The 17,603-nt window shown below is 68.9% G+C and carries 21 protein-coding genes; 7 read left to right on the top strand and 14 right to left on the bottom strand.

Annotation, left to right across the window (positions count from 1 at the left end; translation table 11 throughout):
• Positions 1-64: 64 nt before the first annotated feature.
• From gspN to TBU01S_RS10440, 12 genes are all read right to left on the bottom strand, one after another.
• Positions 65-823, bottom strand: coding sequence for a type II secretion system protein N (gene gspN / locus TBU01S_RS10495; protein ID WP_068636589.1), 759 nt, complete (start codon positions 821-823; stop codon positions 65-67).
• Positions 823-1,305, bottom strand: a complete 483-nt coding sequence (locus tag TBU01S_RS10490) for a type II secretion system protein GspM (RefSeq protein ID WP_068636588.1) — start codon at positions 1,303-1,305, stop codon at positions 823-825. Before TBU01S_RS10490 ends, gspN begins: the two co-directional genes overlap by 1 nt.
• A gap of 159 nt (positions 1,306-1,464) precedes the next feature.
• A complete protein-coding gene (gene gspL / locus TBU01S_RS10485; protein WP_068636587.1) occupies positions 1,465-2,814 on the bottom strand; it encodes a type II secretion system protein GspL in 1,350 nt (449 codons plus the stop codon).
• Positions 2,811-3,749 (bottom strand): type II secretion system minor pseudopilin GspK, encoded by a 939-nt coding sequence (gene gspK, locus TBU01S_RS10480; RefSeq protein WP_245650894.1) that lies wholly within the window; start codon positions 3,747-3,749, stop codon positions 2,811-2,813. Before gspK ends, gspL begins: the two co-directional genes overlap by 4 nt.
• Complete coding sequence (locus TBU01S_RS10475; protein ID WP_068636585.1) at positions 3,736-4,299, bottom strand: type II secretion system protein GspJ; 564 nt, start codon at positions 4,297-4,299, stop codon at positions 3,736-3,738. Before TBU01S_RS10475 ends, gspK begins: the two co-directional genes overlap by 14 nt.
• Positions 4,296-4,673 (bottom strand): type II secretion system minor pseudopilin GspI, encoded by a 378-nt coding sequence (gene gspI / locus TBU01S_RS10470; RefSeq protein ID WP_068636584.1) that lies wholly within the window; start codon positions 4,671-4,673, stop codon positions 4,296-4,298. The genes TBU01S_RS10475 and gspI overlap by 4 nt, the downstream gene beginning before the upstream one ends.
• Positions 4,670-5,155, bottom strand: coding sequence for a pilus assembly FimT family protein (locus TBU01S_RS10465; protein WP_068636583.1), 486 nt, complete (start codon positions 5,153-5,155; stop codon positions 4,670-4,672). Before TBU01S_RS10465 ends, gspI begins: the two co-directional genes overlap by 4 nt.
• An 18-nt stretch (positions 5,156-5,173) precedes the next feature.
• Positions 5,174-5,659, bottom strand: coding sequence for a type II secretion system major pseudopilin GspG (gene gspG, locus TBU01S_RS10460; RefSeq protein ID WP_169802964.1), 486 nt, complete (start codon positions 5,657-5,659; stop codon positions 5,174-5,176).
• A 2-nt stretch (positions 5,660-5,661) separates the two neighbouring features.
• Complete coding sequence (gene gspF / locus TBU01S_RS10455; RefSeq protein ID WP_068636582.1) at positions 5,662-6,864, bottom strand: type II secretion system inner membrane protein GspF; 1,203 nt, start codon at positions 6,862-6,864, stop codon at positions 5,662-5,664.
• Positions 6,865-6,877: 13 nt separating this feature from the next.
• Positions 6,878-8,341: a type II secretion system ATPase GspE gene (gene gspE, locus TBU01S_RS10450; RefSeq protein WP_068636581.1), complete on the bottom strand. Its 1,464-nt coding sequence runs from the start codon at positions 8,339-8,341 to the stop codon at positions 6,878-6,880.
• Positions 8,338-10,605, bottom strand: coding sequence for a type II secretion system secretin GspD (gspD, locus tag TBU01S_RS10445; RefSeq protein ID WP_083953561.1), 2,268 nt, complete (start codon positions 10,603-10,605; stop codon positions 8,338-8,340). Before gspD ends, gspE begins: the two co-directional genes overlap by 4 nt.
• Before the next feature lie 38 nt (positions 10,606-10,643).
• Positions 10,644-11,141, bottom strand: coding sequence for a type II secretion system protein N (locus TBU01S_RS10440; protein WP_068636580.1), 498 nt, complete (start codon positions 11,139-11,141; stop codon positions 10,644-10,646).
• Positions 11,142-11,321: 180 nt separating this feature from the next.
• Between TBU01S_RS10440 and TBU01S_RS10435 the strand changes: the two genes are divergently transcribed.
• The 3 genes from TBU01S_RS10435 to yoaA are packed head-to-tail and all read left to right on the top strand — an operon-like array spanning position 11,322 to position 13,956.
• Complete coding sequence (locus tag TBU01S_RS10435; protein WP_068636579.1) at positions 11,322-11,579, top strand: FitA-like ribbon-helix-helix domain-containing protein; 258 nt, start codon at positions 11,322-11,324, stop codon at positions 11,577-11,579.
• Positions 11,576-11,998, top strand: coding sequence for a type II toxin-antitoxin system VapC family toxin (locus TBU01S_RS10430; protein WP_068636578.1), 423 nt, complete (start codon positions 11,576-11,578; stop codon positions 11,996-11,998). The genes TBU01S_RS10435 and TBU01S_RS10430 overlap by 4 nt, the downstream gene beginning before the upstream one ends.
• Positions 11,995-13,956: a DNA repair helicase YoaA gene (yoaA, locus tag TBU01S_RS10425; RefSeq protein WP_068636577.1), complete on the top strand. Its 1,962-nt coding sequence runs from the start codon at positions 11,995-11,997 to the stop codon at positions 13,954-13,956. Before TBU01S_RS10430 ends, yoaA begins: the two co-directional genes overlap by 4 nt.
• A 48-nt stretch (positions 13,957-14,004) precedes the next feature.
• Here the strand turns inward: yoaA and TBU01S_RS10420 are convergent, their stop codons facing one another.
• Positions 14,005-14,352 (bottom strand): WD40/YVTN/BNR-like repeat-containing protein, encoded by a 348-nt coding sequence (locus TBU01S_RS10420; protein ID WP_068636576.1) that lies wholly within the window; start codon positions 14,350-14,352, stop codon positions 14,005-14,007.
• A 153-nt stretch (positions 14,353-14,505) separates the two neighbouring features.
• On the opposite strand from TBU01S_RS10420, the gene mobB reads away from it, so the two are divergent.
• Genes mobB through moaE form a run of 4 tightly spaced genes read left to right on the top strand, consistent with a single transcriptional unit; the run spans position 14,506 to position 16,954 of the window.
• The gene (gene mobB / locus TBU01S_RS10415) at positions 14,506-15,015 is read left to right on the top strand and encodes a molybdopterin-guanine dinucleotide biosynthesis protein B (RefSeq protein WP_068636575.1); all 510 of its coding nucleotides are present in this window, start codon (positions 14,506-14,508) and stop codon (positions 15,013-15,015) included.
• Entirely contained in the window at positions 15,012-16,217 is a 1,206-nt protein-coding gene (locus tag TBU01S_RS10410; protein ID WP_068636574.1) for a molybdopterin molybdotransferase MoeA, read from the top strand. The genes mobB and TBU01S_RS10410 overlap by 4 nt, the downstream gene beginning before the upstream one ends.
• Before the next feature lie 11 nt (positions 16,218-16,228).
• Positions 16,229-16,477 carry a molybdopterin converting factor subunit 1 gene (gene moaD, locus TBU01S_RS10405; RefSeq protein WP_068636573.1) on the top strand — a complete coding sequence of 83 codons (249 nt, stop codon included), beginning with the start codon at positions 16,229-16,231 and terminating at the stop codon, positions 16,475-16,477.
• A gap of 3 nt (positions 16,478-16,480) precedes the next feature.
• Positions 16,481-16,954, top strand: coding sequence for a molybdopterin synthase catalytic subunit MoaE (gene moaE / locus TBU01S_RS10400; protein WP_245650893.1), 474 nt, complete (start codon positions 16,481-16,483; stop codon positions 16,952-16,954).
• A gap of 105 nt (positions 16,955-17,059) precedes the next feature.
• On the opposite strand, the gene TBU01S_RS10395 is transcribed toward moaE, so the two are convergent.
• The gene (locus TBU01S_RS10395; RefSeq protein WP_068636571.1) at positions 17,060-17,563 is read right to left on the bottom strand and encodes a phasin family protein; all 504 of its coding nucleotides are present in this window, start codon (positions 17,561-17,563) and stop codon (positions 17,060-17,062) included.
• Positions 17,564-17,603 lie beyond the last annotated feature (40 nt).

Here is a 17,603-nt window from a genome sequence, read left to right as displayed (position 1 = left end):
TCGTCATGCCGCGTTACGACACGGTGAAGCTTTCCTTACCGCTGTGTGCTGCGGGCGCGGCAACTCACCAGGTGACGCGCAGCGCACCGTCCGCAGCCGGGCGCGCGAGGTCGGCAGTCATCGCACCGATCTGGCGCAGCAGCTCGCGCTCGCCAGCCAGGGTGATCTCGCCCTGGCTGCGTCCGTCCGGCTTCACGTCGACCTTGCCGGTGGCCGTCAGCCGGTTGTGTTCGTCGCTGGCGAGGGCGAGCCGCAGGCTGCCGGCGCCGGCATCGGCGTCGAGTGTGTAGCTTCCCAAGCGCGCATCCGGCAGCACGTCCAGCGACAGGGCGGCCAGCGTGAGCTGCAGCCGACCATCGCAGGCGAATGCCCAACTGCAGTGTTCCAGCCTGCCGCCGGCATGCAGCCTGCCGTCCCAGCCGAGGCGGGCGGCCGGATGGGGCAGGGTTCGTAGCAGTGGCGCCAGCGGCAGGCTGGTGCCGGGCAGCTCGAGGTCGAAACCGCGTGGCGAGACGAGCAGCCTGGCGGGAGGCTGCTCGTCGACGGCAAGCGCAAGCGCGATGCGGCCTCGCCATAGCTCGCCGAAGTCGAAGCGCCAGGTAATGTCGGCCCAGGGGCGGAAATTGCCTGCCTCGCGCTCGACCAGCAGGCCGCTGCCGCGCCACAGCGTGCCCTGGCCGGTGCTCAGCCGGATGCGGCCTTCGCTCACGCGCTCCATGCCGCGGTCCAGCAGCGAGGCCGGTGCGCAGGCGATGGCGAAGCCCGCCACCAAGCCCGTCAGACACAGTGCGCGCAAGGCTGGGGAAGAGGCCAGCGTCCGCATCAGCGCGTCATGCCGTCGCGGTCGAGCACGGCGGTGTAGCGGCTGCCCGCAGCGCCGTCGAACTGCATCTCCACGACGCGCAGGCCGTATTCGGCGTGGATTTCTCCCAGCCAGGGCAGCAGGAGGGGGAGAGCAGCGTGGCCAGCGATGTGGAAAGCCTGGTCGCCGCCGACTTCGATGTCGACTTCGAGGCCGTGCGAAGTGGCGCTGGCGCCCAGCAGCGCGGCATCGGCCGCGGCGAGCGTGCGTGGCGCCTGGCGCAACCGGGCGAGTTCGGCTGCGTTGCGCTCCATGCGCACGAGGCTTTCGGCGAGCAGCGGAAGCTGGCGATCCAGGCGTTCCCGCTCGGCAAGCAGGCTTTCGGTGCCGAGCAGCAGGACCGCCGCCAGCACGACCGCGAGGGCGGCTCGCAGGGCGCGCCGTTCGCGTGGAGACAGGCGCTGTACGATCATGCGGCAGCGTTCGGCGGGAGTGAAAGTCATCAGGGTTCTCATATGGGCTAGCGCGATATCGGGATCGGATGGAATGTTGCCGGGGCGGCGATCACGGGCTGGACGGAAAGGAACTGCATCGATGCAGTGGGCCGGGAGCGGAGCCGAGTGGTGGAAACCGGGGAGGGGCGGGCCGGAAAAGGCATGGAATCAAGGGGCCGGAGACAGCGTCAGCCGCTGGCCGTCGCCTTCCGCTTCCACCGTGAAGCCGCGCCGGACGAGACGGGTGCCGAGTGCCGGGTTCGACGGGGTGGCGGTGCCGGGTGTGGCGGAGGACGCGGCCGGCAGGTCGACGCTCAGGCTCCGGTCGCGATAGCTGAAGGCGGTGGGCAGGGTGCCGCTTGCGTCGACGACGGCGCCGAGCATCGACAGCATGTCGTCTTCGACCAGTTCTCCCAGCATGCGGCGCGCATCGCGCAAGGCGCGCTGAAGCTGGCGTGCCGGCGCGACGGCGGGCATGCCGGGCAGGGCGCCGGCAAACACCCGTGCCTGGCGCTGCTCCAGCCGGGCGAGTTCGGTGCGGTCGGCGAGCAGGCTGGCAACCGTGATGATGCCGGCCAGCGCCAAGGCGCCAGCGGCGGTGAGGACAGGCCAGCGCAGCCGGGACCACAAGCCGGCGCCAGCGCCAGTTTTGGGTGTGAAGCCGCCGTGCAGCAGCGTATGCGCCTGTGCGCTGCGTGCCCATACCGCAGCGAAATCGATCGGCTGCATGGCGACGCCGGTGCGTCGGGCGAGGGTGTCGCAACAGGCCGGTGGCAGCGGCGGCACGAAGGCGAGTTCGATACGCTGCGGCATGCGGCTGCCCGGGTCGGCAAGGGCGAGGGCCAGCAAGTCGGCGATGGCTGCCGTCCGCCCGTCGCCGCTGCCGCCGTTATTTTCATCTTCGCCGTTTCCAGGCTCTCCATCCTTGTCGACGGCGGCAAGGCCGGGGGGCGGTAGATCAAGGGCGAGCGCGTCGCCGCCGCCGGTGCGCAGCGCCATGCTGCGGCTGTCGCCGCTTGCCAGCTGCCAGCATTCGGCGCTGGCCGCGAGGCATTCGAAGATGCTCACTGCGCGCTGCAGGGGCCGTTCGAGGGCGTCGAACTGGGCGCAGATCCGGCGCAGGCGGGCGGCATCGACCACCAGCAGCTCGAGCCGCCGTGCAGCCGGATTGCCGCTGCCGTTCGTCGTATCGCCTGTGCTTTCACTGGTCGCGCCGCCGCTGCCAGAGGATTCGGCGATGACGGTGAGGTGCTCGTGGTCGACGTCGCGCGCAAGCCGGGCTTCGAGCGCATAGGCGATCAGCGCCGGGCGGCCCTTGCGCTTGCCCGGCGGCACGGTGACGCTCAGCAGCCGGGTCTGGGCGCCGTCGAGGATGGCGACGTGTTCGTCCGCCGCCGGCCAGTGCCGGGGGGCGCTGCGGCCGTGCTGGCTGCTACCGTCGCGCATGCTCAGGCGCCACTCGCATTCGGGTATGCGTGGCCAGTGTTCGGGGATCAGCAGCGTGAGGCGGGATTTCATTCGTAGCGGTACCAGAGAAGAGTCGGCCAGTTCCGTTCGCGCTCGAGCAGCGCATGCAGGCGGGTCACGGCCTCGCCGTAGGCGGCATGGATGTCGACGCGGAAGTAGCGGCTGCGCACGTCGAGCACCTCGCGGCCGGGCGGCACCGCACCTTCGCCGAGGCGGGCGCGGAAATCGCCGGGATTGCGATACCAGATGCGTTCACGCTCGGCGGCGAGCAGGCGGGCCTGGTCGAGAGGCAGCCCTTCGACGACTGCTGCGAGCACTTCCGGCGTGGCGGTGTTGGCGTTGATCGGCGCACCGGCGGGCAGTGCGGCCAGGTGCGGCGCCAGTGCGGCGAGAATGTCGGCATCGAAGCCCGGCAGGCGCAGCAACTCGTCGACCGAAGCCAGCAGCGGGCCGTAGCGGGCCGCCGGTTTGCCATTTGCCGATATGCCTGTTTCGGTTGACGAAGGCGGTGTGCGCAGATGGACATCGAGCGCATGCACCAGCCGTGTTGCGGTCCCCGCATCGCCGAGCACGAGGCCGAACAGCCGCTCGCAATGTGTCCGTGCAGCTCCGTGCAGGCGCCGCGAGGGGTGCAGCGCATTGAGGTCGAAGCGCCCCGACAGCTCGCTGATGTGGCCGCCGATGATGCCTGCGGCGGGGTCGCCGTCGATCGGCGTCGGCGGAATCCGGATCGCCCAGGCTTCGCCCGGGTGGTCGCTGCTGCTGTTGCGTCCGTCCTGCGCCAGCACGCTGCGCGCCCAGTCCACTGCGCCGAGGGCGAGCTGGCGCGACTGGGCCTGCTCGTGGCGGCCGGCGTGGATGTCGTAGGCGTGGCCGAAATCGGCGAGCGCAGCCGCCGCCAGCATCGCCGCCAGGCTGGCGGCCAGCAGCGCGAGGATGATGGCGGCGCCGCGCTGGCATTTGCGCAGTCGCTCAGCGCAGCGCATAGGTCCGCAGCAGCGTGCCGGCATCGGGAAGATCCAGCTCCAGCGTGACCGCTGCCGGCAGCGGCGGCGCAGTGGCCGCGTCCTGCTGCGGCCAGCTGTCGTACCAGCGGCCCTCGTGCAGGAAGCGCCAGCGCACGGCATCGACCTCGTCCAGCAGCGTCAGCCGCTCGGGTGCGGCGCTAAGGTTACTACCGTCCCACATCCACCATTCGAGCCTGCGCTCGGTCAGCAGGAAGCGGGCGCGAGCGGGCAGGCCGTCCTGTCCTGCCGGCATGGTGAAATCCAGCGTGCCGGCCATGCCTGAAGTGCCGCCGGTGTCCAGCCGCAGCGCACCGGCTGCCGGCACGATCTGCTGCAGCTCGTTGCCGATGCGGTGCGTGGCGCTGGAAATCGCGCGCCAGCGTTCGAATTCGGCGCCGACGTGCTGGCGTGCATCGGCAAGCTGGCTGCTGGCTTGCCAGGTCAGCACGCCCAGCACCGCGAACACGGCCAGGGCGACCATCACTTCGATCAGGGTCAGGCCGCGTTGTGCGGCGGTCGTGGCGTTCATCGCGGCGGCCTCACGGCGAAGCCGGTCATGCTCGCCAGCGGTCTGCCGTCGGCGGCGTGAACCTCGACTTTCACTCGGCGAAACAGCGGATTCGGCGTGCCGCTGACCGTTTCGGTCCAGCGGTAGCGCTGCCTCCCCATCATGCTGTCCCCACGGCGCTGGCCGATGGCCGGCCAGGCCTGGCCGGCGCGCAGTTCGGCGAGGCGGTTTTCCGCCACCCAGGCCGCCAGTGTGTGCTCGCGCAGGCTGGCGGCGGCGGCGACGGTGCCGCCCATCGCGCGTGTCGCAGCGCTCAGCGCGAGGGCGACGATGGCGAGCGCGACCAGGGTTTCGAGCAGCGTGAAACCGGCGGCGGGATGTCTCATCGCTTTCATGCCGGCGGCCGTGCGGTGCCGTGCCGCACGCGGCCGCTCATGTCGCCGTCGAGCGTGTGCAGGGTGTTGCCGTGACGCAGTTGCAGGCGGTAGCGCGGCGGCCGGCTGCCGAAGACGATGCGGTGATGCAGCGGCGAGGCGAGGGCGCGTTTGCCGCCGATGTGCAGGCCGGCCCAGTCGAGGCCATCGGGCAGTTGCCTCGGCGCCAGCAGCGCATCGGTCTCCAGCGGGCGCCATTCGCCGTGGCGGTCGAGCTCGGCGAAACGGTAGCCGTCGGCAGCGAATTCGAGCGCCAGCCGATGGCCGCGGATCTCGGCGCGCGCGGCGGCGGTTTCCAGCGCGCGGCGCAGGTGATCGATGGCCGCCTGTGGATCGTGCGCGCGCACGCTGTCGACCATCAGGCCGACACCGCCGGCCGCGATGCCGAGCACCAGCAGAGTCACCATCAGCTCGACCAGCGTGAAGCCGTGCTGCCTGGACATGGCTTGGGGCTGGCGTGCTCAGGGTTGCCAGGAGCCGATGTCGGCATCGAAGCCTTCGCCGCCGCTGCGGCCGTCCGCGCCCAGGCTCATGACGTCGACCTCGCCGTTGATGCCGGGGTTGAGGTACTGGTAGGGATTGCCCCAGGGGTCGGCCGGCAGGCGCTCGACGTAGGGTTTCCAGTTGTCCGGCAGCGGTGCGATGGTCGGCCGCAGGACCAGCGCGTTCAGCCCTTGTTCGGTGCTCGGGTAGCGGCGGTTGTCGAGCTTGTAGAGCTTCAGCGCCTGCATCAGCGAGGCAATGTCCTGGCGGGCGGCGACCACGCGCGCCTCGTCCGGCCGGCTCATGACCCGCGGCACCACCAGCGCGGCGAGCACGCCGAGGATGACGGTCACGATCATGACTTCGATCAGCGTGAAGCCGCGCGGCAGTTGCGGACGGCGGAAACGCAGTGCCGAAGAGTGACGCGGGGCTGAATGGGCGGCAGGGCTTGGGATGGTGGACATGCTTACCTCATCAAGGTGTTGATTTCGATGATCGGCTGCATCACCGCGAGCACGATCAGCAGCACGACCGCGCCCATCAACAGCAGCAGGGCGGGTTCGATCAGGCTGGTCAGCGTCGCGGTGCGGGATTCGAGCTCCTGCTGCTGCAGGCGGGCGGCCTTGTCGAGCAGCGGTGCGATCTGGCCGGTGGCTTCGCCGTTGGCGATCATGTGCAGCAACAGCGGCGGGAAGGCGCGGGTCGCGGCCAGGGCGCGCGACAGGCCGACGCCTTCGCGCACCCTGCCGGCGGCGCTGGCGACCGCCTGGCGCAGCGGGATGCGCTGGACCACGCGGCCACCGGCTTCGAGCGCGGCCAGCAGCGGCACGCCGCTGCCGACGAGGATGGACAGGGTGCTGGCGAAGCGGGCGGCGTCGAGCGTGCGCAGGTGGCGGCCGATCAGCGGCAGGCGCAGCAGCAGGCGGTCGACGCGCAGGCGGAAGGCGGGCTTGCGCAGTGCGGCGGCGAAGGCGAGACCGAAGCCGCCCACGGCGGCGGCGAGCAGCGCGCCGTGGTGCTGGATGAAGGCGGACAACGCGATCATGATCCGCGTCAGCGGCGGCAGGCTCTGGCGGCCCTGCTCGAACACGCCGACCACCTGCGGCACGACCCAGACCATCAGCGCGATGACGATCGCCAGCGCGACGATGGCGACCAGCACCGGGTAGATCAGCGCCTGCAGCGTCTTGCGCCGCAGCGCCTCGCTTTGTTCGAGATGGTCGGCCAGTTGCATCATCACCCGCGGCAATTCGCCGGAGCGCTCGCCGGCGGCGACCGAGGCGCGGTACAGCGGCGGAAAGGCCTTGGGGAAGCGTTCGAGTGCGGCGCTGAGGCTGTGGCCGGCGACGATCTCGCTGCGCACGCCGGCCAGGATCCGCCGTGCCGATTCCTGTTCGGCCTGCTCGATCAGCGCCGCCAGTGCATGTTCGGCGGTGAGACCGGATGCCAGCAGCGTGGCCCACTGGCGCGACAGCAGCGTCAGTTCGGCGGCCGGCAGGCGGGCGCCCCTGGAACTGGTGGTCGTGCCGCTGCCGACCGGGTCGGCTTCCAGCGGCGCGAGGCCGCGTTCGCGCAGCGCGGCGCGTGCGGCGCGCGGGCTCTCGGCTTCGATGACGCCACGCTGCTCGCGGCCTGAGCCGTCGAGGGCGCGGTACTGGAATGCGGCCATGCCTGAGTTCCCCTCAGTCGCGCATCACGCGCTGCAGTTCGTCGAGCGAGGTGGTGCCGGCGCGCACGTGGCGCATGCCGTCGTCCACCAGCGAGCGCGCGCCGGCAGCGCGTGCGGCGCGGCGCAGTTCGGCTTCCTGGCGGCCGTCGTGGATCAGCGCCTCGAGTTCGCCGTCGACCCGCATCAGTTCGTAGATGCCGATGCGGCCGCGGTAGCCGCTGCTGCCGCATTGGCTGCAGCCTTGCGCGCGCCAGCGTGCCGGCGCGTCGTCGAGGCCGTTGGCGGCAGCGGCGGCCAGCGTGTCCGGTGTCCTGCACGCCGGGCACAGCTTGCGCACCAGGCGCTGGGCCAGCACGCCGCGCAGCGTGGAGGCGAGCAGGAAGGGCTCGACACCCATGTCGATCAGGCGTGTCACCGCCGACGGGGCGTCGTTGGTGTGCAGCGTCGCCAGCACCAGGTGGCCGGTCAGGCTGGCCTGCACCGCGATGCGCGCGGTCTCCAGGTCGCGGATCTCGCCGATCATGATCACGTCCGGGTCCTGGCGCAGGATGGCGCGCAGCGCGCGGGCGAAATCGAGCTCGATGCGCGGGTTGACCTGGATCTGGCCGACGCCCGGCAGATCGAATTCGACCGGATCCTCGACGGTGACGATGTTCAGGCGGCTGGCGTCGAGCGTGCGCAGCGCGGCGTACAGCGTGGTGCTCTTGCCCGAGCCGGTGGGGCCGGTCACCAGCAGGATGCCGTGCGGCTGGGCGAGCAGATCCTGGAAGGCGGCTTCGGTGTCGCCATCCATGCCGAGGGCGTCGAGGCCGAGCTGGCCGGCGGACTTGTCCAGCAGGCGCAGCACCAGACGTTCGCCGTGGGTGGTCGGCAGCGTCGATACCCGCACGTCGATCTGCCTGCCGGCCAGGCGCAGGCCGATGCGGCCATCCTGCGGCAGGCGCTTTTCGGCGATGTCGAGATTGGCCATGATCTTGATGCGCGAGGCCATCGCCGCATGCAGGCCGCGGTGCGGGCGGGCGATGTCCTGCAGCACGCCGTCGCGGCGCAGCCGCACCACCGAGGCCTGCTCGTAGGGTTCGATGTGCACGTCCGAGGCGCGGTCGCGCACCGCCTGTGCCAGCAGCGCGTTGATCATGCGGATGATCGGGGCGTCGTCCTGGCTGTCGAGCAGGTCCTCGACTGCCGGCATCTCGGTCATCAATTGCTCGAGATCGACTTCCTGGCCGACGTCGGCGACGATGTCTGCGGCGTTGCGTTCGCCGTTGCCGTAGGTCTCGGCAAGTTGGGCGTCGAACTGCGCGCGGGCGAAGGTGTGGAGTTTCAGCGGCCGCGCGAGCACGCGCCGCGCCTCTGCGAGCGCGCCGAGGCCGGCATCCTCGCGCAGCACGACTTCGGCATGGTCGGCATGCAGGGCGCGGACCAGCACGCCGTGGCTGCGGGCGAAGCCGTAGGGCAGCGGGGCGGCGCTGCTCATGGCTGTCCGTCCGCGCTGGCGCTGCCGGTCGGTGCGGAGCGAATCAGCAGTTCGGCCACGGGTGTGATCCGCGCCTCGACGATCGGCGGCAGTTCGGGGGGCGCCGGCTCGCCGCGCATCAGATCATCGGCCGAGGCGCTCGCGCGCTGCTGGCCGATCACGTAGTCGTAGCGCGACTGGCTCAGCGCGGCATGGCTGTCGCGGTCGCGCAGGATCACCGGGCGCAGGAACACCACCAGGTTGGTCTTGCTGCGCTTGCGCGTGCTGTAGCGGAACAGGCTGCCGGCGACGGGCAGGTCGCCGAGCACCGGCACTTTTTCCTCGCCGCCGGAATAGCTGTCCTCGACCAGGCCGCCAAGGGCGATGATCGAACCGTCATCGACCAGCACCATCGATTCGATCGAACGCTTGGTGGTGACCGGGCCGTTGGCGGCCTCGGCGCTGCCGAGCAACGCCGAGGCTTCCTGGTAGATCTGCAGCCGGATCGAACCGCCTTCGGAGATCTGCGGCCGCACCTGCAGCGTGAGGCCGACGTCGCGGCGCTCGATGGTCTGGAAGGGATTGGCCGGCGTCGTGCCGCCGCCGGTGTTGGTGTATTGGCCGGTGACGAAGGGCAGGTTGCGGCCGACGACGATCTTGGCTTCCTCGTTGTCCAGCGTGACGATGTTCGGCGTGGACAGGATGTTGGCGCTGACCTCGTTCTCGAGGAAGCGCGCCAGCACGCCGAGGCTGAACACTTCGCCGATGCCGGGGATGTTGACCCTGCCGCCGCCGATGGCGATGTTGAGGCCGTTGCCGGGCAGGCTGGGCGTGCCGCCATTGGCGGTGCTGCCGATCAACTGCAGCAGGTTGTTGCCGCCGCTGCCGAAGGCGGTGCCGCCGATGATGCCGACGGCGTTGCTGCCGCTGCCGCTCGAGCCGGCGCCGATCCATTGCAGGCCGAATTCTGCGGCGCGTTCGGTCGAGATCTCGGCGATCAGCGCTTCGATATAGACCTGCGCACGGCGGCGGTCGAGCTGGTCGATGACCTGGCGCAGGTTGCGGTAGATCGCATCCGGCGCATTGATGATCAGCGCGTTGTTGATCGGGTCGGCCTGCACCGCGCCGGAATTTTCGCCCTGGAGCGGGGCGCTGCGCTGGCCGGCGGCCGCTGCCAGGCCTGCGCCGGTGGCGAGGCCGCCATCTGCTTCGGTGGCCATGGTGCGCGTCAGCGGCGTGGTGCCGCTTGCGCCGTCCGTGCCGGTGCGCGCCTCGCCGGCGAGCGCGGCGTTCAGCGTCGCGGCGACCTGGCGGGCGTCGGCGTTGCGCAGATAGACGACGTGGATGTTGGCGCCGGCGCCGGGGCGGTCGAGCGAGGCGATCAACTGGCGGATCGAACTGAGGCGGCTGGGGTTGTCCACCCGCAGCAGCAGCGCGTTGCTGCGCGGCTCGGCCATGATGCGCGGTGCGTCCGGTCCGCCTTGCTGGCCGCCGCCAGTCTGTTCGCCCAGCAGCCGGGTCAGGATGGGGGCGAGATCGATCGCCGCGGCGTGCTGCAGCTCGAACACCGCGACATCGCTCTGGCTGACGTCGATGGAGGAGATCACCGCGGCGATCTGCTCGATGTTCGATGCGTAGTCGGTGACCACCAGGGTATTGTTCGAGGCGAAGGCGGTGACGCTATTGTTGGGCGACACCAGCGGCCGCACGACGCCGACCATCTGCGCGGCGGATTCGAACTTGAGCGGGAAGACCTGGGTCACCAGGCGGTCGCCGCGGGCTCCTTGGCTGCCACGGCGGGCGGCGGACACCGGCGCGGCGTGCTGCTTGGCATCGGCTTCGGGCACGATCTTGATCACGCCTTCGCCTTCCACCGCGGTGAAGCCCTGCAGGCGCAGCGCCGACAGCAGGATGGGATAGCTGAGTTCGCGCGCGATCGGGGTGTTGGTGACGATGTTGAGCTTGCCCTTGACGCGCGGATCGAGCAGGAAGTTGTGCCCGGTCAGGCGTCCGATCGCATGGATCACGTCGTCGATGTCGGCGTTCTGGAAATTGAGCGAGACCGGTTCGCCGGCAGCCTGCGGCCAGGCCGCGGCGGCGTGCAGCGACAGGGCACACAAACAGCATGCGCGCAGCCAGCGCCCGATTGCCGAGCGTCTGGCGGTGTGCCCTGTGGTGGCGCGCCCTGCGGCAGTGCTGATCGCCTGTGCATTGCGCGGTGCCGGTGACAGCGCATGAGCATGGCCAGGCGGACAAGGCGTCGGCGGACAGGAAGGCATCGTCATCGGGGAAGAAGGATTCAGGGCGTGTAGGTATCCGGAGTTCATGGCCTGGACGGGGCCTCGTCGGAGGAGTCCGGGCTGCGCGCTTCGGCAAGGGCGAGCTCGACAGTCCGTCCGGCGCGTTCGAGCACGACGCGGTCCGGCCGGATCGCGATCAGCGTCCAGCCCTCTGCCGTGCCGTCGCCGGCAAGCACGGCACGGCGCTGGCCATCGACCGTCTCGAACAGGGCGAAGCCACGCTCGCTGCCGAAGCCGGTCGCCAGGCCGACCAGCGTGAATGGTGGTGCGGCGGCCTGTGTTGCAGCGGCCGCGGATGCGGATGGCGCGCCGCCGGCATGGCGCATGATCTTCGCCGCCACCGAGCGTGGGTCGGCGTCGTGCTGGGGCAGGGCAATGAGCGGCGGCGTGTCCCGCCACGCCCAGAATGCGCCGGCCGCGAGCCAGGCGACCAGGCCCAGCGACAGCAGCCAGGCCAGCGCGGGCAGCCAGGCCGATTCCACCACTGCAGTCCATCCGCGGTGGTTGCCAAGCCATTGCATGCCGTCTCCCGAGTCATTGTTGCAAGTACGTTTCTGTCACATTTCCGACTCGCCGGATCGTACAGAGCGGACATGACGGAAATGTGATGGCTCGTGGCGCGCAATCTCTCCGCTCATTGAAAGATGATGTCTATTCGGATAAGTTGACAGCATTGAAAGCGATTCATAGGACAAGACGACATGGCCACGGTGACGGTAAGAAATCTGCCGGATGAAGTGCATCGCGCGCTTCGCGTACGGGCCGCCCAACATGGCCGCAGCACCGAGGCCGAAATCCGCGAAATCCTGGAAGCCGCAGCCCGACCGCCCGAGCGCGTCAGGCTCGGTTCCCTGCTGGTCTCCATCGCCCGCGAGGCGGGTGGCCTGACGGATGCCGAAGCCGAGCATTTCAATCAGCTTCGTGACAGGACGCCGGCCGAGCCGATGAGCTTCGAATGATCGTCGTCGATACGAGCGTCATTTCCGAATTGTGGAAGATCGAGCCGAATCCGAAGGTGTTGGCGTGGATCGATGCACAGGCTGTCGAAACGCTCTATCTGTCCGCCATCACGGTGGCCGAGTTGTGCTACGGCATTGCAACGATGCCCGAGGGCAAGCGCCGCACGGTCTACCAGCAGCGCCTGGAACATGAGGTGCTGCCGGTTTTCGCGGGCCGTGTGCTGCCCTTCGATCTGGATGCTTCGCGAGCCTATTCCGACCTGATGGCGCGGGCGAGGGCCGCGGGCAAGGCCATCGGCGAGGCGGACGGCCACATTGCCGCCACGGCCGCAGTGCATGGCCTGGCAGTCGCAACGTGCGACACCAGCCCTTTTCAGGCCGCCGAGCTGGACACCATCAATCCGTGGGAGGCAGTGTGACCGACATCGCCGCGGTGTTTGCCGAATCGGGACCGCTCGCGGCTGCGATCCCCGGTTTCCGCGCCCGCCCGCAGCAGATCGAGATGGCGCAGCAGATCGCCGAGGCGATCCGCGCCCATCGCGTACTGGTGGCGGAAGCCGGTACCGGCACCGGCAAGACCTTTGCCTATCTCGCGCCGGCGCTGCTGGCGGGCGGCAAGGTCATCGTCTCCACCGGCACCAAGACGCTGCAGGACCAGCTTTTCAACCGCGACCTGCCGACCGTGCGCGCGGCGCTGAAAGTGCCGGTGTCGATCGCGCTGCTGAAGGGCAGGGCGAACTACGTCTGCCACTACCATCTCGACCGCAATGCCCGCGACGGCCGCTTTCTGACCCCGCAGGACGCGGCCGACCTGCGCGCCATCGCGCGTTTCGCCCAGATCACGCAGAGCGGCGACAAGGCCGAATGCACCGACGTGCGTGAAGATTCGATGGCCTGGCTGGCGGCGACTTCGACCCGCGACAACTGCCTGGGCCAGGACTGTCCGAACAAGGAAGAGTGCTTCGTCATGCAGGCGCGGCGCAACGCGATGGAAGCGGACGTCGTCGTCGTCAACCACCACCTGTTCTTCGCCGACGTGATGCTGCGCGACGAAGGCATGGGCGAACTGCTGCCGGCCTGCAATGCGGTGATCTTCGACGAGGCCCACCAGTTGCCCGAGACGGCCAGCCTGTTCTTCGGCGAGAGCGTGTCGACCGCCCAGGTGCTGGAGCTGGCGCGCGACACCCGCTCCGAGACGGTGGCCGCGGCGCGCGATTGCGTGGCGATGATCGACCAGAGCCGCAATCTGGAAAAGGCCGCGCGCGACCTGCGCCTGGTGTTCGGCAACGACGGCGTACGCCTGTCCGCCGCGCAGGCTGCTGAGCGCGAAGGTTTCGACGCCCAGGTCGAGGCGCTGGAAAAAGCCCTGAGTGAATTCCACGCCGTGCTCGAAACCCAGGCCGAACGCTCCGAAGGCCTGGCCAACTGCCTGCGCCGCAGCGAGGAAATGATCGAACGCCTCGCGCGCTGGCGCAACCCGGAAGACAAGGAACTGATCCGCTGGGTCGAAGTCTTCAGCCAGTCGCTGGCTCTCAACGGCACGCCGCTGCATGTGTCGGACGTGTTCAAGCGCCAGCTCGAAGGCCATCCGCGCGCGTGGATATTCACCTCGGCCACGCTCGCGGTCGGCAAGGCGGATTTCGGCCACTACTGCCGCGAACTCGGCCTGGCCTGGATGGATCCGCCGCCGATGACGTCGGTGTGGGGCAGCCCCTTCGACTACGGCGAGCAGGCACTGCTGTACGCGCCGGCAGGGATGCCGGACCCGAACTCGCCCGACTATACCGAGCGCGTCGCCCGCGTCGCCCTGCCGCTGATCCGCGCGGCGCAAGGGCGCGCTTTCGTGCTGTGCACCTCGCTGCGCGCGATGCGCCGCATTCACGAACTGATCGTCGACGGCCTGCAGCAGAGCGGCGACGAACTGCCGGTGCTGCTGCAGGGCGAAGGTTCGCGCACCGAGCTGCTGGAGCGCTTCCGCCGCCTCGGCAACGCGGTGCTGGTCGCCAGCCAGAGCTTCTGGGAAGGCGTGGACGTGCCGGGCGATGCGCTGTCGCTGGTGGTCATCGACAAGCTGCCTTTCGCCTCGCCCGACGATCCGGTGCTGGCCGCGCGCGTCGAGCACATGCAGAAGCAGGGGCTCAGCCCCTTCATCCACCACCAGTTGCCGCGCACCGTCATCAACATGAAGCAGGGCGCCGGCCGCCTGATCCGCAGCGAGCGCGACTGCGGCGTGCTGTGCGTGTGCGACCCGCGCATGATCGACAAGTCCTACGGCAAGGTCGTCTGGCGCAGCCTGCCGCCGATGCGGCGCACGCGCATCGAGGACGAGGCAGTGGCCTTCCTGGAAACGCTGCCGCCGCCAAAGGCGGGGGATTGAGCATGCTGGGGTCGCTCTGCCGAACGGTTTCTTCGAATTCGATCCACTCTATCTGCTGAGAATTGTGCCGCCGAAGCCCACTGCCCAGGCGGAGCGGCCATCCTGTGCGATGCTGAGCGCGCGTAGTTCGTTCGGCGTGCCACTTCGTTGCGCCACCCAGGTCTGCCCGCCGTCGGTCGTGGCGAGAATGGTTCCGCCGAATCCCACGGCCCAGCCAGACCGGCCGTCGGGGGTGAAGCTGACCGAATGGAGTTCATTCGATGTTCCGCTGTGCTGCGGCACCCAGGTTTGCTCGCTGCGGGCACTCGATGGCAGGAGGAACATGATGGCGGGCAGCACGAATGCTGCAACGATTCGCAAGGAAAGCTTGGATTCATGGGCGTGCGGCAATTTCATCAGTTTCCTCCGCGCTCGACGATGGCATGGGGGTTTCATGGTAGCAAAACGATCGCCATGGTCTCCGTGCCGGCCCCCGGAAAGAAGAGGGAGCGCTTTGTTTGGTATCCTTTCGCTTTGTCAAACGCGGCGGGCGGGCCTTTTTTGTCCTCGATGAAAGTATTCGGTTTTGCCGGCTGGTCCGGCTCGGGAAAGACCACTCTGGTCGAACGGCTGATTCCCGAATTCACCGCGCGCGGCCTGCGCGTGTCGGTGATCAAGCATGCCCACCACGGCTTCGACCTCGACAGGCCAGGCAAGGATTCGTGGCGCCACCGCGAGGCAGGGGCGACCCAGGTGCTGATGCTGTCCAATGATCGCTGGGTGCTGATGCACGAACTGCGCGGTGCGCCCGAGCCGACGCTGGACGAGCAGCTCCGCCTGCTCGAACCCTGCGATCTGGTGCTGATCGAAGGCTACAAGGCCGCCGCGGTGCCCAAGCTGGAAATCCATCGCCCGGCGCACGGCAAGCCGCCGCTGTGGCCGGAAAACCCGCATGTGGTTGCGGTGGCCAGCGACGTGCCGGCCGCTGAGATCGGTGTCGACTGCCCGCTGCCGCTGCTCCCGCTCAACGAGCCGGCCGTCATCGCCGGCTTCATCCTGGATCATCTGGACCTGCAATGAACGGCAACATCCTCTCCTTCGACGAAGCCCATGAAAGGCTGCTCGGTTTCGTCCGTCCGGTGCGTGAGATCGAAACCGTCGACACCATGATGGCCGCCGGCCGGGTGCTGGCGGCGGCGCTGCATTCGACCATCGACCAACCGCCGATGGACAACTCCGCAATGGATGGCTACGCAGTACGTGCAGCCGACGTGCCCGTCGCAGGCACCCGCCTTCCGGTGAGCCAGCGCATTCCGGCGGGCAGCGTCGGCCATGCGCTGCAGCCGGGTACCGCTGCGCGCATCTTCACCGGCGCGCCCTTGCCCGAAGGTGCCGATGCGGTGGTGATGCAGGAGTTGTGCGAACACGAAGGCGAACACGTCGTCATCAACACCGTTCCGGCCGTCGGCGAATTCGTGCGCCGCCGGGGCCACGACGTCGCCGCCGGTGCCGAAGTGCTGCCGGCGGGCTTGCGCCTGACACCCCAGGCGCTGGCGCTGGCCGCATCGGTCGGCGCGGCGCAGCTACCGGTGTATCGGCGCCTGAAAGTCGCGCTGTTCTCCACCGGCAGCGAACTGGTGATGCCGGGTGAACCGTTGCCGCCGGGTGCCATCTACAATTCGAACCGTTTCATGCTGCGCAATCTGCTTGCCGGCCTGGGCTGTGAGGTCGAGGATTTCGGCATCATCCCGGACCGCCTCGCCGCCACCCGCGAGGCGCTGCGGCGGGCTGCCGAGGGCCACGATCTGATCCTGAGCAGCGGCGGCGTGTCGGTGGGCGAAGAGGACCACGTCAAGCCTGCAGTCGAAGCCGAAGGCAGCCTGGACCTGTGGAGGATCGCGATGAAGCCGGGCAAGCCGCTGGCCTACGGCCGGGTGCATGGCGCGGCCTTCATCGGCCTGCCGGGCAACCCGGTATCGAGCTTCGTGACCTTCCTGATGATGGTTCGCCCCTTCGTGCTGGCCAGCCAGGGCGCGGGCGAGGTGCTGCCGCAGTCGCTGATGCTCCGGGCCGATTTCGACTGGCCGAAACCCGACCGCCGGCGCGAGTTCCTGCGCGCGCGCATGAATGCGCAGGGCGGGATCGAACTGTTCCGGAACCAGGCTTCGTCGGCGCTCAACTCGACGGTGTGGGCCAACGGCCTGGTGGACATTCCGGCCGGCAAGGCCGTGGCCAGGGGGGAGATTGTCCGTTTCCTGCCCTATGCCGATCTGCTGCATTGAGGATCAAAACGATGAAAGTGCTGTATTTCGCCAGCCTGCGTGAAGCCGTGGGCCGTACGGACGAAGAGTTCGAACTGCCGGCAGGTGTGGCAACGGTGGGCGATCTGCGCGTCCACCTTGCCGCTCGCGGCGAGGGCTGGCAGGCGCTGGCCGAAGGGCGCAACGTGCGCGCGGCGCTCAACCAGCGCATGGTGGGGGCCGATGCGCTGGTGGCGGCGGGCGACGAAGTCGCGTTCTTCCCGCCGGTGACGGGAGGCTGAATCGTGCTCGCCAGCATCAGCGTGCAGGAAGCGGATTTCGATCCGGGCGCCGAACTCGCGGCCTTGAGTGCCGGCCGCCGGGATGTCGGCGCGCTGGCGAACTTCGTCGGTCTGGTGCGGGATGCCAATGATGGCAGCGGCGTCTCGGCGATGACACTGGAACACTATCCGGGCATGACCGAAAAGGCGCTGGGCGAGATCGTCGAACAGGCGCAACAGCGCTGGGCGCTGCTGGATGTGCGCGTCATCCACCGCGTCGGCCGGCTGGAGCCGGGCGATCGCATCGTCTTCGTCGGCGTCGCCAGTGCCCATCGCGGCGACGCCTTCGCCGCCTGCGAATTCATCATGGACTACCTGAAGACCCGCGCGCCGTTCTGGAAGCGCGAGGAAACGCCGGCAGGCGCCCGCTGGGTCGAGGCGCGCGACAGCGACGATTCGGCGGCGGCACGCTGGAGCGAGGCCGGGAAACAAGGGTGAGGCCTCCGCAACGGAGGCCGGGCGGTAAGCAGATCGGGTAAACGGGAAACGGCGCCGATGAGGCGCCGTTTTCGTCGTTGTGCGGTCTTTGCCTGTCGAACGATGTTACTTGCGGCCCTTGGGCTGCTGGGTGAAGGCCTGGAAAGCTTCGGTCGAGGCACGCGTCATCTGCTCGAAAGCGGCGCGGGTGGTGTCCATGGCGGTCTGCATGGCGCCCAGGGCGTTCTGATCCGAGATCGGCATGCCCTTGAACATCTTCTGCATGGCTTCGAACATGTCCTGGCTGCCGCTGGTCAGTTGCTCACCGACCAGCTTGCCGAAGGCGGCCTGGGTGGTGGCGGTGATCTCGGCGATTTCGCGCGCACAAGCCAGCATCTTCTCGGTGGTGTTCTGCGCGTACTGGGTACGCAGGTCCATCAACGCCTTCGGGTCCTTGGCCGTGGATTGGGCCTTGGCGTTTTCCACGCCTTCCTCGAACAGGGTCTTGGCGGTGGTGACCTGGATTTCCATGATGCGCTGCGAGTTCTCGATGGAGAGCTGGGCAAGGCGCATCGCGGCCTCGAGGTTCTTCTTCTGCAGCTCGTTGAATTGATCTTGCTTGCTGGCCATAAGTCATCTCCACTCGCGATATGGTTGTCTGGAATTTCGC

Origin of the sequence: Thauera butanivorans NBRC 103042 (genome assembly GCF_001591165.1) — a bacterium.
Taxonomy (GTDB): domain Bacteria; phylum Pseudomonadota; class Gammaproteobacteria; order Burkholderiales; family Rhodocyclaceae; genus Thauera; species Thauera butanivorans.
This window is presented reverse-complemented; position numbering and strand designations above follow the sequence as displayed.